Source organism: Streptomyces sp. NPDC048696 (assembly GCF_043198895.1).
Classification (GTDB): domain Bacteria; phylum Actinomycetota; class Actinomycetes; order Streptomycetales; family Streptomycetaceae; genus Streptomyces.
On the sequence record NZ_JBICVJ010000016.1, the window covers coordinates 31,991 to 47,590 of the forward strand.

Genomic DNA, 15,600 nt, shown 5'->3' on the forward strand with positions numbered 1-15,600 from the left:
GCCCCGGCCCGTACGACATACGCGTACGGAATCCGGGGCAGCCCCTTTCGAGACGAGCCCTCGGAGGCTACGCCTCCTTGCTCAGGTTCGGGCCGGCGCCGCCTGCCGCCTGCTCGATCGGGGGGACGTCGGGCAGGGCCGACTTCTCCTCGCCTCGGAAGGTGAAGGTCTTCGCCTCGCCCTCGCCCTCGGTGTCGACGACCACGATGTGGCCGGGGCGCAGCTCGCCGAAGAGGATCTTCTCCGAGAGGATGTCCTCGATCTCGCGCTGGATCGTGCGGCGCAGCGGGCGGGCACCCATGATCGGGTCGTAGCCCTTCTTCGCCAGCAGCGACTTCGCGTCCGCGCTGAGCTCGATGCCCATGTCGCGGTCCTTCAGCCGCTCGTCCACCTTGGCGATCATGAGGTCGACGATCTGGATGATGTCTTCCTCGGTGAGCTGGTGGAAGACCACCGTGTCGTCGACACGGTTCAGGAACTCGGGGCGGAAGTGCTGCTTCAGCTCCTCGTTGACCTTGGCCTTCATACGCTCGTAGCCGGTCTTCACATCGCCCTGGGCGGCGAAGCCCAGGTTGAAGCCCTTGGAGATGTCCCGGGTGCCGAGGTTCGTGGTCATGATGATGACCGTGTTCTTGAAGTCGACGACCCGGCCCTGGGAGTCGGTCAGCCGACCGTCCTCCAGGATCTGCAGCAGGGAATTGAAGATGTCGGGGTGAGCCTTTTCGACCTCGTCGAAGAGGACGACGGAGAACGGCTTCCGGCGGACCTTCTCGGTCAGCTGGCCGCCCTCTTCGTAGCCCACGTATCCGGGCGGGGAACCGAAGAGACGGGAAACCGTGTGCTTCTCGCTGAACTCCGACATGTCGAGGGAGATCAGCGCGTCCTCGTCGCCGAAGAGGAATTCGGCGAGCGTCTTGGAGAGCTCGGTCTTACCGACGCCGGACGGGCCGGCGAAGATGAACGAGCCACCGGGGCGCTTCGGGTCCTTCAGACCCGCACGGGTGCGCCGGATCGCCTGGGAGAGCGCCTTGATGGCGTCCTTCTGGCCGATGACGCGCTTGTGGAGCTCGTCCTCCATGCGCAGCAGTCGCGAGGACTCCTCCTCGGTCAGCTTGAAGACGGGAATGCCGGTCGCGGTCGCGAGGACCTCGGCGATGAGCTCGCCGTCGACCTCGGCGACGACGTCCATGTCGCCGGCCTTCCACTCCTTCTCGCGCTTGGCCTTCGCCGCCAGCAGCTGCTTCTCCTTGTCGCGGAGAGAGGCCGCCTTCTCGAAGTCCTGGGAGTCGATGGCCGACTCCTTGTCGCGGCGCACGCCCGCGATCTTCTCGTCGAACTCGCGCAGGTCCGGCGGCGCGGTCATCCGGCGGATGCGCATCCGGGAACCGGCCTCGTCGATCAGGTCGATCGCCTTGTCCGGCAGGAAGCGGTCCGAGATGTACCGGTCGGCCAGCGTCGCGGCCTGGACCAGCGCCTCGTCCGTGATGGACACGCGGTGGTGGGCCTCGTACCGGTCGCGCAGACCCTTGAGGATCTCGATGGTGTGCGGCAGCGACGGCTCGGCGACCTGGATGGGCTGGAAGCGGCGCTCAAGGGCCGCGTCCTTCTCCAGGTGCTTGCGGTACTCGTCGAGCGTGGTGGCGCCGATGGTCTGGAGCTCACCGCGCGCGAGCATCGGCTTCAGGATCGAAGCCGCGTCGATCGCGCCCTCGGCGGCACCCGCACCCACCAGGGTGTGGAGCTCGTCGATGAACAGGATGATGTCGCCGCGGGTGCGGATCTCCTTGAGGACCTTCTTCAGGCGCTCCTCGAAGTCACCGCGGTAGCGGGAACCGGCGACCAGCGCGCCCAGGTCGAGGGTGTAGAGGTGCTTGTCCTTGAGGGTCTCGGGCACCTCGCCCTTGACGATGGCCTGCGCCAGGCCCTCGACGACGGCGGTCTTGCCGACGCCGGGCTCGCCGATGAGCACCGGGTTGTTCTTGGTACGGCGGGACAGCACCTGCATGACCCGCTCGATCTCCTTCTCGCGCCCGATGACCGGGTCGAGCTTGGACTCACGAGCGGCCTGGGTGAGGTTCCGGCCGAACTGGTCGAGGACCAGGGAGGTCGAGGGGGTGCCCTCGGCCGGGCCGCCGGCGGTGGCGGCCTCCTTGCCCTGGTAGCCGGAGAGCAGCTGGATGACCTGCTGCCGCACCCGGTTGAGATCGGCGCCCAGCTTCACGAGGACCTGGGCGGCGACGCCCTCGCCCTCGCGGATCAGGCCGAGCAGGATGTGCTCGGTGCCGATGTAGTTGTGGCCGAGCTGGAGGGCCTCGCGGAGCGACAGCTCCAGGACCTTCTTGGCACGCGGGGTGAAGGGGATGTGACCGGACGGGGCCTGCTGGCCCTGGCCGATGATCTCCTCGACCTGCTGACGGACCGCCTCAAGAGAAATCCCGAGGCTCTCCAGGGCCTTAGCGGCGACACCCTCACCCTCATGGATCAAACCCAGGAGGATGTGCTCGGTGCCGATGTAGTTGTGGTTGAGCATCCGGGCTTCTTCCTGAGCCAGGACGACAACCCGCCGCGCGCGGTCGGTGAACCTCTCGAACATCGTTAATCGCTCCTCAGAGCGGTCGGGCAGTTAGGGGTCGGTCCCCTCCCTGTCCTTCCGCATGCTAGTCCCGTGGGACGGGACAGCTCATTCCAACTGCCGACATCCGACCCGATCACCCCCGCCCAGGCGGGGAAACTTACTGCCGAACAGCCGACAACTGCTCCAACCCGATGGTGCGAGACGATGTTCCCGCAGGCCAGGCAGATACCCCTGTCTCCAGTACGCCGATGGCGAACGCGAGACGGCCCGACGAGCGTGTCGCCCCTCCCCACTAGGAATGTCTTACCCGTAAGCACTGACAGTCCATGCGGCGCGCCCTGGTTCCCTCAGCTACGGGCGAACACACTTGCGCTGCCGAATGCCTCCGCGCGCCCCCATTGTCGCAACGGAGCGCGATCGTCCGGAAACTCTGCGTAACTCCCGGCCGTTTCGGAAGTTGCTCCGGACATGGCCCTCACCGTGCCCTCACCCGAGCTGTCGGCTCCTCCCCCAAGCTCTCGGCTTCGCTCGGGCAGGGGGGACCCCCCTGCGCAGGCGGTCCCCCCACCCCGCGCCGCGCCGGGCCGCTCGCTCGCCCAGTGGTACGAGCGGGAGCTCGGCTGGGCCGTGGCGCCGGGGCCGCCGGTGCGGCTGCTGACGGGGCTGCGCTTCGACGTGCTCGATATGCCGGCTCCCGCCGGCGCCGCGCTGCTGAGCCGGTACGCGCGTACCGGCCCGGTCGCCCTCATGGGGCGGCGGATGCGGTTCCTGGTGGCCGCGGGCGGCGCGGAGGAGCTGCCGGGGCTGCTCGACTGGCTGGAGTGGGGCGGGGTCGACCTGGACCTGTCGGCTGTCGGCGCCGACGGCCGGATCACCGCTCCCGTGCCGCCCGGGTGGGACGGCTCGCGGGAGACCGCCGTATGGCTGCGGCCTCCCGAGCCGGGGTGCGAGGTAGAGGCGACCCTTCCGGCGTTCGCCGGATTCGCCGGACGCGCGGCGGACGGGGGCGGTGGGGGCACCCCCGACCTCGTCCGGCTGGTCGCCGCGGCGGCCACGGAATGCCACCGCGCCCGGCTGTTCCCCACGAAATCGGTAACCGGCTCCGCGATCGCCCCGCGAAGGGCGGACGCGAAGAGGTCGGGTAACGCGGGAACTCAGCCGTTCGCCTTCTCGTAGGCCTCACGGATATCGGCCGGGACGCGTCCGCGGTCGTTCACGTTGTAGCCCTGCTCCTTGGCCCACTTGCGGATCTGGGCCGTGTCCTGGTTGCCGGCCGCCACGACCGCGCCACGGGCCTTGCCCCGGCCGCCCGCGGTACGGCCGGTACGCCGTCCGCTCTTCGTGTAGGGCTCAAGCAGTTCCCGGAGCTTGTCTGCGTTCGCGGTGGTGAGGTCGATCTCGAAGCTCTTGCCGTCGAGAGCGAACGTCACGGTCTCGTCCGCCTCGCCGCCGTCGAGGTCGTCGACAAGAAGGACCTGAACCTTCTGTGCCACGGGATTTCCTTTCATCGAAAATGCAGTACGCGGAAAGGAAACCGCTTTTGCCTGGAAAACACAAACCCTCGGGACAGGTTCAGGTGCCCGGCCGAGCGGGAAACGTACGCGATTCGGACATAGGGTTCTGTCGGCTTCCCCAGGCTTCCCGCGATCACAGGTGCAGAAGCATCCGACTGTTGCCCAAGGTGTTCGGCTTCACTCGTTCGAGACCCAGGAACTCGGCGACACCCTCGTCATAGGAGCGCAGCAGCTCGCTGTAGACATCTGTGTCGACCGGAGTCTCGCCGATCTCGGTGAAGCCGTGCTTCGCGAAGAAGTCCACTTCGAAGGTGAGACAGAAAACCCTGCGCACGCCCAGCCAGCGGGCGGTCCCGAGGAGCTTGTCGAGTACGAGATGTCCGACCCCGGAGCCCTTCACGTCGCGGTCGACCGCGAGAGTGCGCACTTCGGCGAGGTCTTCCCACATCACGTGCAGCGCGCCGCAGCCGACCACCCGGGCATCCGAGTCGCGTTCCGCGACCCAGAACTCCTGGATGTCCTCGTAAAGCGTCACGGTCGCTTTGTCGAGCAGGATCCCCGCGCCGACGTACGCGTCGAGAAGGCGGCGTACCTCCGGTACATCACTGGTCCTGGCCCGGCGGACGGTGACGGCATTTGCAGGGGCATAAGACATGAGCGGACGCTATCGCCCCGGGGCGTCCCCGGTCTCATCGGGCCCGGGCGGGGGCGGGGAGTCGGTGTCCGGCGCGCTCTCCATAGGCTGTCCGGCCATCCGTACGGCATCACGCAGAGCTTCCCGCTGCTCCGGCGACATCATGCCGAAGAAGGCGACAAGGGCGGCGGCCGGGTTGTCGCTCTGCGACCACGCTTCGTTCATCAGTGCGGCCGCGTAGGCGGCTCGGGTGGAGACAGCGGTATATCGATAGGCCCGCCCGTCGACTTCCCGGCGCACCCAGCCCTTCTGATGGAGATTGTCCATTACCGTCATGACGGTCGTGTAGGCGATGGACCGTTCCTGCTGAAGGTCTTCCAGGACTTCCCGGACGGTGACCGGTCGGTTCCACTGCCAGACGCGCGTCATCACGGCGTCTTCCAGCTCTCCCAATTGGCGAGGCACATCTGCACCATAGTGGGAGATGTCGCGAATGGCTGGTTATTTACGGTGGTGAACAGCAAAAAGAGCGCGCGCCCCGATAAGGGACGCGCGCTCTTGTCACGCTTACGTGTACGTGTGCGTACGCGCGTATGCGGGTACGCACGGCCGGGCGGGCCGCACGGGCCCGGCGGCGGTACGGCTCAGGCCTGGCCGGCGGTCGGCTGCTGCTGGGCCGCCTCGGCGCGGGCGATCGCGGCGTCCACGGCCGCGTCCTCCTTGCCCTTGTTGGGGCCGCCCTGGCTCTTGACGATCGTCGCGATGAGCCCGATGAAGAAGACGGCCATCACCACGGGGGGAACGAGCGCGGAAACGTAGTCCATGCCGACCAGAGTAGCTACCCGGCCGCGCGTGCCGCCGGTGGGGGCGTGGGCTTGCGGCGCGGCGGGAAGACCTCGCCGGGCGTGGGGATGGGGCGGTCCGGGCGCGGCGCCTTGGGCTGCGGCCGCGCGGGCTGCGGCTCGGCCTTGGGCTGCGGCTTCGGCGTCGGCCTCGGGTCGTCGGCGGCGGCGCGCCCGCCCGGGAAGGCGAGCAGGCGGGTGCGGGGCCCGGGGGTCGCGGCCGCCAGGCGGGTCCGTACCGACCGCTCGGCCAGCCGCCGGCACCGTTCGAGCAGCGCGGCGGCGACCGGGTGGGCGCGCAGGCCGCGCAGCGCCATCAGGTCGTCGGGCTGCGGGTCGTAACCGGCCGCCAGGGCGTCCTGGAGCAGCTCCAGATAGCCGGGCGCGGAGCCGGGCAGGGCGGTGCGGTAACGGGCGAGATCGGCCAGCAGAAACGCGCGCAGCCGACTCGCCTCCCGCGCCGCCTCGTCCACGGAGCCGGCGAGCCGCAGGCAGTCCTGGACGTCCGCGTCCGCGAGGGGGACAGGGTGGAGGGCGACGGCGAGGGCGCGTCGGAGCACCCGCAGCTCCTCTGCGCTGAAGGCCATTCCGCCGCGGGATCCGTAGGGCGTGGGCATGCGGCGACAATACGTCGTAAATGGACAAAATCCGTTTAATGGACAGTGTCCGGCGCGTTGGGCCGGGGCCGGGGGTTCGCGCCCCGGCTCCGGCCCGGCCCGCGCGGATCGGCTCGGACCGGCTCGGACCGGCCCCGGCCCGGCCCCGCTCAGCTCAGCTTCGTCAGCAGCAGCTCGGCGTCCTCGGGCGACAGCTCGACCCCGAACACCTCGGCCAGCGCCTTCGGCACCTCGTGCGGCTCCAGCTCCCGGGTCTCCGGCGGGCCCGGCTCCCCAGGGCGGACCGTGAGCAGCCGCCGGTCGTCCAGGATGTGCAGCCGGTCCGGGTGCACGCGCTGCGCGAAGACGCGGTCGCTGAACGGCGAGAACGGGCTGCTGGAGCCGAAGTGGTTCGTCACCCGGAAGTCGGCCGGATACTGCGGGTTGAGCGTGAAGGTGTGCCGGACCATCCAGCCGTCGCCGGTGTTGTCGACCTGGTCCTCGCCCTCGCGGGTGGGCTGGTAGAGGGTGAACCCGTCGGCGCCGGGCGTGACCTCACCGCGCCGCAGCCGGTACGCCCACACGCCGTCCGTGGTCTCGGTCGCGTCGGTCAGCTCGATGGGCTCCAGGGGGCTCGCGCCGAAGCCGATGTCGCTGAGCCAGCGCCTGCCGTCCAGCTCCACGATCACCATGGCGTGCGTCTCGGGCCGCACCTTGGCCGCGCCCATCTGGACCCGGCCCTGGACCGCGAAGAACGTGAAGCCCAGGCGCTCCAGGGCGGCCGCGTAGAGGGTGACGTGCTCGTAGCAGGTGCCACCGCGCGCGCCGCCGACGAGCTTGGCCTGGACCGAGGCCAGGTCGAGCGAGCGGTGCTTGTACAGCACCGCCTCCAGGTTCTCCCAGCGCACCGAGAGCACATGGGCCCGGTGCAGCGCGCGCAGCGTCTCAAGGGAGGGCGAGCGGTCGCCGTCGTATCCGAGGCGGTCCAGATAGGCGTCCAGATCGAGTGCGTCGCCGTTCCACATGCTGCGGGCTCCTGGTGTCATCGCGTCAATCGCCAACATACGTACGACGGTTGGAGCGACGCGGAGCGCGGCGGTATTCCGCCCCTGACCTCGGCCCTTGGCCTCGGGGCCCGGGTCCTGGGGCCGGGGCGCCCGGTACGGGGCCCCGGCCCGGGCAACTACAGGCGGGAGATGTTGCGTTCGTAGACCAGCCGCAGGCCGATCAGCGTCAGCCACGGCTCGTGCTCGTCGATGACGTGCGACTCGCCCAGGACCATCGGCGCCAGGCCGCCCGTCGCGATCACCGTGACGTCGTCCGGGTCGCCCCCGGGGCCGACGAGCTCGCGGGCCATCCGGGTCACGACCCCGTCGACCTGCCCGGCGAACCCGTACACGATGCCGGCCTGCATCGCCTCGACCGTGTTCTTGCCGATCACCGCGCGCGGCCGGGCCAGTTCGATCTTGCGGAGCTGGGCGCCCTTGACGCCCAGCGCCTCGACCGAGATCTCGATGCCGGGCGCGATGACCCCGCCCGCGTACTCCCCGCGCGCGCTGACCGCGTCGAACGTGGTCGCGGTGCCGAAGTCGACGACGATCGCCGGGCCCCCGTAGAGCTCGACGGCCGCGACCGCGTTGACGATGCGGTCCGCGCCGACCTCCTTCGGGTTGTCCATCAGGATCGGCACGCCGGTCTTGATGCCGGGCTCGACCAGCACCGCCGGGACGTCGCCGTAGTAGCGGCGGGTCACCTCGCGCAGCTCGTGCAGCACCGACGGCACCGTCGAACAGATCGCGATGCCCTCGATGTTGTCGCCCAGCTCGGCGCCGAGCAGCGGGTGCATGCCCATCAGACCGTTGAGCAGGACCGCCATCTCGTCGGCCGTGCGGCGCGCGTCGGTGGAGATGCGCCAGTGCTCGACGACCTCCTCGCCGTCGAACAGGCCGAGGACCGTGTGCGTGTTGCCTACGTCGATCGTCAGGAGCATCGGTTACTCCGCCTCGCGGAGGTCGAGGCCGATGTCGAGGACCGGGGAGGAGTGGGTGAGCGCGCCCACCGCCAGGTAGTCGACGCCGGTCGCGGCGTACGCGGCGGCGTTGTCCAGGGTGAGGCGGCCCGAGGACTCCAGGAAGGCGCGCCCGGCGACCAGTTCGACGGCCTCGGCGGTCTGCTCCGGGGTGAAGTTGTCCAGCAGGATCAGGTCGGCGCCGGCCGCCAGGACCTCGCCGACCTGGTCGAGCGTGTCGACCTCGACCTCGATCGCCAGGCCCGGGAACGCCTCCCGTACGGCCTTGAACGCCTCGGCGACGCCGCCCGCCGCCACCACGTGGTTGTCCTTGACCAGCGCGGCGTCCGACAGCGACATCCGGTGGTTGACGCCACCGCCGCAGCGGACCGCGTACTTCTCCAGGGCGCGCAGCCCCGGCGTGGTCTTGCGGGTGTCGCGGACCTTGGTCTTCGTGCCCTCCAGCGCGTCCGCCCACGCGCGCGTGGCGGTCGCGATGCCGGACAGGCGGCACATGATGTTCAGCGCGCTGCGCTCGCCGGTGAGCAGGTCGCGGGTGCGGGTGGTGACGCTGAGCAGCTTCTGCCCGGCCTCGACGCGGTCGCCGTCCTGGACGTGCCGCTCGACCTCGAACTCCTCGGTGCAGACGATCGACAGGACCGCCTCCGCGATGTGCAGACCGGAGACGACGCCCGCCTCGCGCGCGCTGAAGTCACCCGTGGCGACGGCCTCTTCGGGCACGGTCGCCGCGGTCGTCACGTCCACGCCGCCGTCCAGGTCCTCCTCGATGGCGACGTGCGCGATGTCCTCGACCTGCACGGGGTCCAGGCCCGCCTCGGCGAGCAGCACGGCGAGCGAGGGGTCGAGCCCGCACTCGTACACGTCCTCCTCGCCGCAGCCGCAGTCGTCGCCGCAGCCGCCTGAGCCGGCGGGGGCGCCGATCTGGATCAGCGGTACGTCCACCGGCTCGGGACGGTGTTCGTCGGGGGTGCTCACGGTTACGGCTCCCTGGGGGCGTCGGAGACGGCCGGTGCGACCGTCGGGGGGAAGTCTGCGGAATCGGTACGGCGGAGGTCGAGCGTACGGTCCGGTGTCACCCGTACGACGAGGTGGCGGCGCCAGTGCTCGTCGTCGCGGTCGGGCCGGTCCTCGCGCCAGTGGCAGCCGCGGGTCTCCTCGCGGGCGGCGGCCGCGGCCACCAGCACGCGCGCGACCAGCAGCAGGTTGGTGGTCTCCCACGCGTCCACGCCGGGCTCGGCGGCCTTGCGCTCGTCGGCGCCGTCGGCACCCGCCCGGATCGCCTCAAGGCGGGCGGCGGCCTCGGCGAGGCTGTCGGCGGAGCGGAGCACTCCGGCGCCCTTGGTCATCGTGCGCTGGATCTGGATGCGCGCCTCGGGGGCGAGCAGCGGGCAGACCGCGGCGTCCTTGGCGGGAGCGGCGGGGACGGCGGGCTCGGCGGCCGCCACGCGTGCGTGGCCGCCCGCCGCGATGTCCGCCGCGATGCGCTCGGCGAACACCAGGCCCTCCAGGAGGGAGTTGGAGGCGAGCCGGTTGGCGCCGTGCACGCCGGTGCAGGCGACCTCACCGCACGCGTAGAGGCCCGGCACCGTGGTGCGGCCGTGCAGGTCGGTGCGCACGCCGCCGGAGGCGTGGTGGGCGGCCGGGGCGATCGGGATGGGCTCGGTGACCGGGTCGATGCCGTGCGCGCGGCAGGCCGCGAGGATGGTCGGGAAGCGCTGCTCCCACATCCGCGCACCGAAGTGCCGGGCGTCCAGGTACATGTTCTCGGTGCCGTGCAGCTGCATCTGGCGGGTGATGGCCTTGGCGACGATGTCGCGCGGGGCGAGCTCCGCCAGCTCGTGCTGCCCCAGCATGAACCGGGTCCCGAAGGCGTCGACGAGGTGGGCGCCTTCTCCCCGTACGGCCTCGGAGACCAGCGGCTGCTGGCCCTCCGAGTCGGCGCCGAGGAAGAGCACCGTGGGGTGGAACTGGAGGAACTCCAGGTCGGAGACCTCCGCGCCGGCGCGCAGCGCGAGGGCGACGCCGTCGCCGGTGGCCACCGCCGGGTTGGTGGTGGCCGAGAAGACCTGGCCCAGGCCGCCGGTGGCGAGCACCACGGCGGGGGCGTGGACGGCTCCCACGCCGTCGTGCTGGCCCTCGCCCATGACGTGCAGGGTGACGCCCGCGGTACGCCCCTCCTCGTCCCGCAGGAGGTCGAGGACGAGGGCGTTCTCGATGGTCCGTACGGCCTGTTCGCGGACCGCCTCGACCAGCGCGCGCGAGACCTCGGCGCCGGTGGCGTCTCCCCCCGCGTGGGCGATGCGGCGGCGGTGGTGGCCGCCCTCGCGGGTCAGCGAGATCTCGCCGGACTCGTCGGTGTCGAACCGGGCGCCGGTGGCGATCAGGCGCCGGACCGCGTCCGGGCCCTCGGTGACCAGGGCGTCCACGGCGTTCTCGTCGCACACCCCCGCGCCCGCCACCAGCGTGTCGTCGAGGTGCTGCCGGGGCGTGTCGCCCTCGCCGAGCGCCGCCGCTATGCCGCCCTGCGCCCAGCGCGTGGAGCCGGCGTCGAGCCGGGCCTTGGTCACCACCACGGTCGCGAGGCCCGCGGCGGTGCAGCGCAGGGCCGCGGTGAGGCCCGCGACGCCCGAGCCGACGACCACGACGTCCGCGTCGATGGCCCAGCCGGGTTCGGGGGCGTCCAGCCGTATTCCGGTCGGGGTCGGACCGTCGGTCGTCCTGGTCATTCGGGTGCTCCGAAAGTCAGCGGGATGTTGTCGATGAGGCGGGTGGTGCCGACGCGCGCGGCGACCGCGAGGACCGCCTCACCGGCGAAGCCCTCCTCGGCGTCGCCGAACGTCGCCGGGTCGACCAGCGCCAGATAGTCGAGTTCGAGCGGGGGCTCGGCCTTGGCGGCCTCGTCGAGGACGCTCTGGGCGGCGGCCCGGACGACCGCCGGGGACGGCCCGGCAACCTCCACCGCGTACGCGTCGGCGGCCGCGCGGGCCTCGCCGATCCGGGAGAGCGCGTCGGCGCGCCCGGCGTTGACGTGGGAGGCGGCGGCGCGCGCGTGGAGGGCGTGCTCGGCGGTGAGCCGGTCGCGGGCCGCGAACAGCGCGCGCGAGAGGGCGAGCGCGGTGGTGCGCTCGGCCGTCGACAGATAGCGGTTGCGGCTGGAGAGCGCGAGCCCGTCGGTCTCCCGGACCGTGGGGACGCCGACGATCTCGACGGGGAAGTTCAGATCGCGCACCATCCGCCGGATCAGGGCGAGTTGCTGGGCGTCCTTCTGCCCGAACAGCGCGAGGTCCGGCGCGGTGAGGTGGAGCAGCTTGGCGACGACCGTGAGCATGCCGTCGAAGTGGCCGGGGCGCGAGGAGCCTTCCAGGCGCTCGCCCATGGGCCCGGCGGTGATGCGGACCTGCGGGTCCCCGCCCGGGTACACCTCGTCCACGGACGGCGCGAACACGGCGTCGGCGCCGGCCCGTTCGGCGATCTCCCGGTCCGCGTCCAGGGTGCGCGGATAGCGGTCCAGGTCCTCGCCCGCGCCGAACTGGAGCGGGTTGACGAAGACCGTGACGACGACCTGGCCCTGGGGGCCCGCCGCCTCGCGCGCGGTGCGGATCAAGGTGGCGTGGCCCTCGTGCAGGGCCCCCATGGTCATGACGACGGCACGGCGCCCGGCGCGCTCCAGGGCGGCCAGCTCGGCGGCGGTGCGGACCAGTCGGCTCATCGGTTCTCTCCGTCCGCGAGCACGCCCAGCAGGTCCTCGGCGAGCTCGGGCTTCAGCAGGCCGTGGGCGAGTGCCCGGTCGGCGGTCGTACGGGCCATCGCCAGGTATCCGGCGACGGCGGCGGGGGCGTGCTTGCGCAGCTCGGCCACGTGCGCCGCGACCGTGCCCGCGTCACCGCGCGCGACGGGGCCGGTCAGGGCCGCGTCGCCGGAGCGCAGCGCGTTGTCCAGCGCTGCGCCGAGCAGCGGGCCGAGCATCCGGTCGGGCGCCTCGACACCGGCCGTGCGCAGCAGCTCCATGGACTGGGCCACCAGGGTGACCAGGTGGTTCGCGCCGAGGGCGAGGGCCGCGTGGTAGAGCGGGCGGTTCTCCTCCTCGATCCACTCGGGCTCGCCGCCCATCTCGATGACCAGCGCCTCGGCGGCCAGGCGCAGCTCCTCGGGCGCGGTGACGCCGAACGAGCACCCGGCCAGGCGCTGGACGTCGACGCTGGTCCCGGTGAAGGTCATCGCGGGGTGCAGGGCCAGCGGGAGCGCGCCCGCGCGCGTGGCGGGTGCCAGGACGGCCGTCCCGTACCGCCCGGAGGTGTGCACCAGCAGCTGGCCGGGGCGTACGGCGCCGGTCTCGGCAAGGCCCTCCACCAGGCCCGGCAGCGCGTCGTCCGGGACGGTGAGCAGCACCAGGTCGGCGGCGGCCAGCACATCGGCGGGCGCCACCAGGGGCACGTCCGGCAGCAGCGCGGCCGCCCGGCGCACGGAGGCGTCGGACACGCCGGAGACCGCGACCGGGTGGTGCCCGGCGAGCTGGAGCGAGGCGGCGAGGGCAGGGCCGACCCGCCCGGCACCGACGACGCCGACGGTGAGGCGGGCTGGGCGGGTTTCTGGTTGTGCGTTCACGCGGCGGGGGCCTTCCGTTCCAGTCCGCGAGGGGTACCGGACGATTTCTCCGTCATGCTACGCCCAGGTTTCGACAGACCCCTGTGGTTGTCCACAGGCTGTGGGTGATGATCGAGCCATGGAAGATCGACGAGGTCTGGAAGACCAGCACGAGCACGCTCGGATCGAGAACGGCGCGGGCGAGAGCGCCCCGGCCCCGGAGCAGGACGCGCGCCGGCGCAGGATCGCCGCGTGGCGCGCCTCGGCGCGGACCCTGTGCCGGATGCCCGGCGAGTTCAGCATGGGCGAGCGGCTGACCACGCTCGCGGCCGACGCGCGCGAGGTGTACGACACCACCGAGATGCCGGACTTCTACGGGGACGGCCCGGTCGCGGAGCTGGAGCGGCGCACCGCCGACCTGCTCGGCTTCCCGGCGGCGGCGTTCTTCCCGACCGGCACCATGGCCCAGCAGGCCGCCCTGCGCGCGTGGGCCGGGCGCACCGGGAACGCGACGGTGGCGCTGCACCCGCTCGGCCACCCCGAGGTGCACGAGCGGCGCGCCCTCACCGCGGTCAGCGGGCTGCGCACGGTCCACCCGACGGACGCGCCCCGGCTGCCCACCGCCCAGGAGGTGCGCGACTTCGAGGAGCCGTTCGGCACCCTGATGCTGGAACTGCCGCTGCGCGACGCCGGGTTCGTCCTGCCCACCTGGCAGGAGCTGACCGAGGTGGTCGAGGCGGCCCGGGAGCGCGACGCGGTGGTCCACTTCGACGGCGCCCGGCTGTGGGACTGCGCCGTGCACTTCGACCGCCCGCTGGAGGAGATCGCAGGCCTCGCGGACAGCGTCTACGTGTCGTACTACAAGTCCCTGGGGGGACTGTCGGGCGCGGCCCTCGTCGGGCCCGAGTCGCTGGTAGAGGAGACCCGCACCTGGCGGCACCGCTACGGGGGCCAGCTCTTCCAGCAGTATCCGACGGCCCTGTCCGCGCTGGTCGGCCTTGAGCGGGAGCTGCCGAAGCTCCCGTCGTACGTCGCCCACGCGCGCGTGGTGGCCGAGGGGCTCGCGGACGGCTTCGCCAAGGCGGGCGTGCCGTGGTTCCGGATCAACCCCGAGGTGCCGCACACCCACCAGTTCCAGGTGTGGCTGCCGTACGAGGCGGACGTCCTGGACGACGCGGGCCTCGGCCAGTCCGAGGAGACCGGCGTGACGCTCTTCCGCCGCTGGTTCCCGGCGCCCGCGGGCGGCCCGCCCGGGGTCGCCTACACCGAGCTGACGGTGACGGAGCCGGGCCTTGAGTGGTCGGTGGAGGACGTACGGGACGCGGTGGCCGAGTTCGTACGAAGGCTGCGGTAGCGGGGCTCAGAGCCTGACTCTCAGTGGCAGGCGGGGGTGCGGGGGCGCGGGGAGGGCAGGAGGCGGCCGAGGGCGGCGCGCAGACGGCCGTGGGCCAGGTGGCCCGCGAGGACCGCCTCGAAGCGCCGGTAGTCGCGCGCCGCGCGCAGGGTCGCCACGTCGTGCGTACCCGGCAGGGGCGGGGCGGGCTGCTGGAGGCGGGCGGCGCGGTAGGTGTCGAGCATGTGCTGCTGAATGGCGTCCATGCATCCAGGCTGCGCCTGTCCCGGCGGCACGGCACGTCGATTGACCAGGGGCGTCAATCGACGGGGCGTTGTCGGTGGGGCGGTGCACCATGGGGCGCATGAGCGTGTGCATCGACATCACGGGACTGCCGCCGGAGCGGATCGTTTTCGGACCCTCTCCCCTGGCGGAGCTGGGCGCCGCCCTGCACGCGCTGTCCGAGCCCGCGCACCACGCGCGGCTGCACGGCTGGATCACCACGACGGCGTGCGGCCTCAAGCCCGAGCTCGCCGACCGGCTGCACGAGGCGGACTTCCTGTGGCGCTCCACCCGTTCCGACATCCTGCTGCCCGCCCGGCCGCGCGAGACCCTGGCCGAGGAGCTGGACGACCTCGACCGGCTGGACGACGAGACGTACGTGGCGGCGGCGCTGGAGATCTCCTGCGCCGCCAGCCTCTACAACAGGGGGGCGCCATCCCCGCTGACCGACGAGCGGATGCGGGACCGAGCCCTGGAGCTCGCGGCCGCGCGCGGCCCCCGCCAGGCCGCCTTCGTACGGCGGGTGCTGCTCGACCCGCCGGGGGCGCGCGCGTGGATACGGCGGCTGCTGGAGGACTGCGACGAGGCGTTCTTCGGTGACACCTGGAAGCGCGTACGGGTCCAACTGGCCGCCGACGCGCGGCACAAGACGGAGCTCCTCAAGCGCAAGGGCACGGCCGAGGCAATCGGCGCGGTGTCGGGCGCGGTCACGCTCGAAGAGCACGAGGGCCGCAGCCGGGTCGTGGTCGACAAGCTCAGCCACGGCCGCACCAGCGCGGCGGGCACGGGGCTGACGTTCATCCCCACCGCGTTCGGCTGGCCGCACCTGTTCGCGCTGCACGCGCCGGGGTGGCAGCCGGTCGTCCAGTACCCGGTGTCCAGCGGCGAGTTGAGCGGGTCCGCGCCGGTGGACGTGGTGAAGGCCCGGCTGGAGGCGGTGGCGCATCCGATGCGGATGCGGTTGTGCCGGAGTCTGGCGCGGGGGGCGTATACGACGAGCGAGCTGGCGGACTCGTACGGGATCAGTGCGCCTGAAGTGTCCCGGCATCTTTCTGTGATGAAGAGGGCCGGTTTGCTCACTACGCAGCGGCGTGGGCGGTATGTGCTGCATCAGCTGGACGTGGCGGTGGTTGCCCGGCTGGGCAGCGACTTCCTGGAGGGGGTGCTTCGCTGACGCGGGGTCTTGTTTCGTCTGCGGGCCGCGCATTCCA

Annotated in this window: 16 protein-coding genes; 3 read left to right on the forward strand and 13 right to left on the reverse strand. The window is 71.9% G+C overall.

The features are described 5' to 3' along the window. Positions 1 to 67: 67 nt before the first annotated feature. Complete coding sequence (locus ACGFRG_RS28890) at positions 68 to 2,593, reverse strand: ATP-dependent Clp protease ATP-binding subunit (RefSeq protein ID WP_361431223.1); 2,526 nt, start codon at positions 2,591 to 2,593, stop codon at positions 68 to 70. Between the two features lie 450 nt (positions 2,594 to 3,043). Here ACGFRG_RS28890 and ACGFRG_RS28895 point away from each other — a divergent pair, with 450 nt between their 5' ends. Further along, positions 3,044 to 3,751 (forward strand): SCO3374 family protein, encoded by a 708-nt coding sequence (locus tag ACGFRG_RS28895; protein WP_393268596.1) that lies wholly within the window; start codon positions 3,044 to 3,046, stop codon positions 3,749 to 3,751. Here the strand turns inward: ACGFRG_RS28895 and ACGFRG_RS28900 are convergent. The 11 genes from ACGFRG_RS28900 to ACGFRG_RS28950 form a co-directional block, all read right to left on the reverse strand. Then, on the reverse strand, positions 3,730 to 4,068 hold the full coding sequence (locus tag ACGFRG_RS28900; protein WP_361431227.1) for an Lsr2 family protein: 339 nt from the start codon (positions 4,066 to 4,068) through the stop codon (positions 3,730 to 3,732). The two genes, ACGFRG_RS28895 and ACGFRG_RS28900, sit on opposite strands and share 22 nt — an antisense overlap. Before the next feature lie 154 nt (positions 4,069 to 4,222). Further along, positions 4,223 to 4,744: an amino-acid N-acetyltransferase gene (locus ACGFRG_RS28905; protein ID WP_361431229.1), complete on the reverse strand. Its 522-nt coding sequence runs from the start codon at positions 4,742 to 4,744 to the stop codon at positions 4,223 to 4,225. Between the two features lie 9 nt (positions 4,745 to 4,753). Then, the gene (locus ACGFRG_RS28910) at positions 4,754 to 5,188 is read right to left on the reverse strand and encodes a BlaI/MecI/CopY family transcriptional regulator (protein ID WP_361431232.1); all 435 of its coding nucleotides are present in this window, start codon (positions 5,186 to 5,188) and stop codon (positions 4,754 to 4,756) included. A gap of 179 nt (positions 5,189 to 5,367) precedes the next feature. Beyond that, on the reverse strand, positions 5,368 to 5,547 hold the full coding sequence (locus ACGFRG_RS28915; RefSeq protein WP_361431234.1) for a hypothetical protein: 180 nt from the start codon (positions 5,545 to 5,547) through the stop codon (positions 5,368 to 5,370). 14 nt (positions 5,548 to 5,561) lie between these two features. After that, positions 5,562 to 6,152 (reverse strand): hypothetical protein, encoded by a 591-nt coding sequence (locus ACGFRG_RS28920; RefSeq protein WP_361431334.1) that lies wholly within the window; start codon positions 6,150 to 6,152, stop codon positions 5,562 to 5,564. 179 nt (positions 6,153 to 6,331) lie between these two features. Beyond that, positions 6,332 to 7,207 carry an arylamine N-acetyltransferase gene (locus ACGFRG_RS28925; protein ID WP_393268603.1) on the reverse strand — a complete coding sequence of 292 codons (876 nt, stop codon included), beginning with the start codon at positions 7,205 to 7,207 and terminating at the stop codon, positions 6,332 to 6,334. A 137-nt stretch (positions 7,208 to 7,344) separates the two neighbouring features. Further along, a complete protein-coding gene (locus tag ACGFRG_RS28930; RefSeq protein WP_361431238.1) occupies positions 7,345 to 8,151 on the reverse strand; it encodes a type III pantothenate kinase in 807 nt (268 codons plus the stop codon). Between the two features lie 3 nt (positions 8,152 to 8,154). Continuing rightward, positions 8,155 to 9,165, reverse strand: coding sequence for a carboxylating nicotinate-nucleotide diphosphorylase (gene nadC, locus ACGFRG_RS28935; protein WP_393268605.1), 1,011 nt, complete (start codon positions 9,163 to 9,165; stop codon positions 8,155 to 8,157). 2 nt (positions 9,166 to 9,167) lie between these two features. Further along, positions 9,168 to 10,916 (reverse strand): L-aspartate oxidase, encoded by a 1,749-nt coding sequence (locus ACGFRG_RS28940; protein ID WP_393268608.1) that lies wholly within the window; start codon positions 10,914 to 10,916, stop codon positions 9,168 to 9,170. After that, complete coding sequence (gene panC / locus ACGFRG_RS28945; protein ID WP_393268610.1) at positions 10,913 to 11,899, reverse strand: pantoate--beta-alanine ligase; 987 nt, start codon at positions 11,897 to 11,899, stop codon at positions 10,913 to 10,915. The genes ACGFRG_RS28940 and panC overlap by 4 nt, the downstream gene beginning before the upstream one ends. Beyond that, positions 11,896 to 12,795: a Rossmann-like and DUF2520 domain-containing protein gene (locus tag ACGFRG_RS28950; RefSeq protein WP_393268613.1), complete on the reverse strand. Its 900-nt coding sequence runs from the start codon at positions 12,793 to 12,795 to the stop codon at positions 11,896 to 11,898. Before ACGFRG_RS28950 ends, panC begins: the two co-directional genes overlap by 4 nt. A gap of 118 nt (positions 12,796 to 12,913) precedes the next feature. Between ACGFRG_RS28950 and ACGFRG_RS28955 the strand changes: the two genes are divergently transcribed. Next, the gene (locus ACGFRG_RS28955) at positions 12,914 to 14,128 is read left to right on the forward strand and encodes a threonine aldolase family protein (protein ID WP_393268616.1); all 1,215 of its coding nucleotides are present in this window, start codon (positions 12,914 to 12,916) and stop codon (positions 14,126 to 14,128) included. 20 nt (positions 14,129 to 14,148) lie between these two features. On the opposite strand, the gene ACGFRG_RS28960 is transcribed toward ACGFRG_RS28955, so the two are convergent. Then, positions 14,149 to 14,373 (reverse strand): hypothetical protein, encoded by a 225-nt coding sequence (locus tag ACGFRG_RS28960; protein WP_361431252.1) that lies wholly within the window; start codon positions 14,371 to 14,373, stop codon positions 14,149 to 14,151. Between the two features lie 98 nt (positions 14,374 to 14,471). Between ACGFRG_RS28960 and ACGFRG_RS28965 the strand changes: the two genes are divergently transcribed. Further along, positions 14,472 to 15,563 (forward strand): DUF5937 family protein, encoded by a 1,092-nt coding sequence (locus tag ACGFRG_RS28965; RefSeq protein WP_361431254.1) that lies wholly within the window; start codon positions 14,472 to 14,474, stop codon positions 15,561 to 15,563. Positions 15,564 to 15,600 lie beyond the last annotated feature (37 nt).

Excerpts from the sequence above, each read along its gene's own strand:
- ACGFRG_RS28960 (WP_361431252.1), bottom strand. The coding sequence starts at position 14,373 with ATGGACGCCATTCAGCAGCACATGCTCGACACCTACCGCGCCGCCCGC.
- ACGFRG_RS28905 (WP_361431229.1), bottom strand. The coding sequence starts at position 4,744 with ATGTCTTATGCCCCTGCAAATGCCGTCACCGTCCGCCGGGCCAGGACC.
- ACGFRG_RS28925 (WP_393268603.1), bottom strand. The coding sequence starts at position 7,207 with ATGACACCAGGAGCCCGCAGCATGTGGAACGGCGACGCACTCGATCTG.
- panC (WP_393268610.1), bottom strand. The coding sequence starts at position 11,899 with ATGAGCCGACTGGTCCGCACCGCCGCCGAGCTGGCCGCCCTGGAGCGC.
- ACGFRG_RS28915 (WP_361431234.1), bottom strand. The coding sequence starts at position 5,547 with ATGGACTACGTTTCCGCGCTCGTTCCCCCCGTGGTGATGGCCGTCTTC.
- ACGFRG_RS28920 (WP_361431334.1), bottom strand. The coding sequence starts at position 6,152 with ATGGCCTTCAGCGCAGAGGAGCTGCGGGTGCTCCGACGCGCCCTCGCC.
- ACGFRG_RS28955 (WP_393268616.1), top strand. The coding sequence starts at position 12,914 with ATGGAAGATCGACGAGGTCTGGAAGACCAGCACGAGCACGCTCGGATC.
- ACGFRG_RS28895 (WP_393268596.1), top strand. The coding sequence starts at position 3,044 with ATGGCCCTCACCGTGCCCTCACCCGAGCTGTCGGCTCCTCCCCCAAGC.
- ACGFRG_RS28930 (WP_361431238.1), bottom strand. The coding sequence starts at position 8,151 with ATGCTCCTGACGATCGACGTAGGCAACACGCACACGGTCCTCGGCCTG.
- ACGFRG_RS28890 (WP_361431223.1), bottom strand. The coding sequence starts at position 2,593 with ATGTTCGAGAGGTTCACCGACCGCGCGCGGCGGGTTGTCGTCCTGGCT.
- ACGFRG_RS28965 (WP_361431254.1), top strand. The coding sequence starts at position 14,472 with ATGAGCGTGTGCATCGACATCACGGGACTGCCGCCGGAGCGGATCGTT.
- ACGFRG_RS28940 (WP_393268608.1), bottom strand. The coding sequence starts at position 10,916 with ATGACCAGGACGACCGACGGTCCGACCCCGACCGGAATACGGCTGGAC.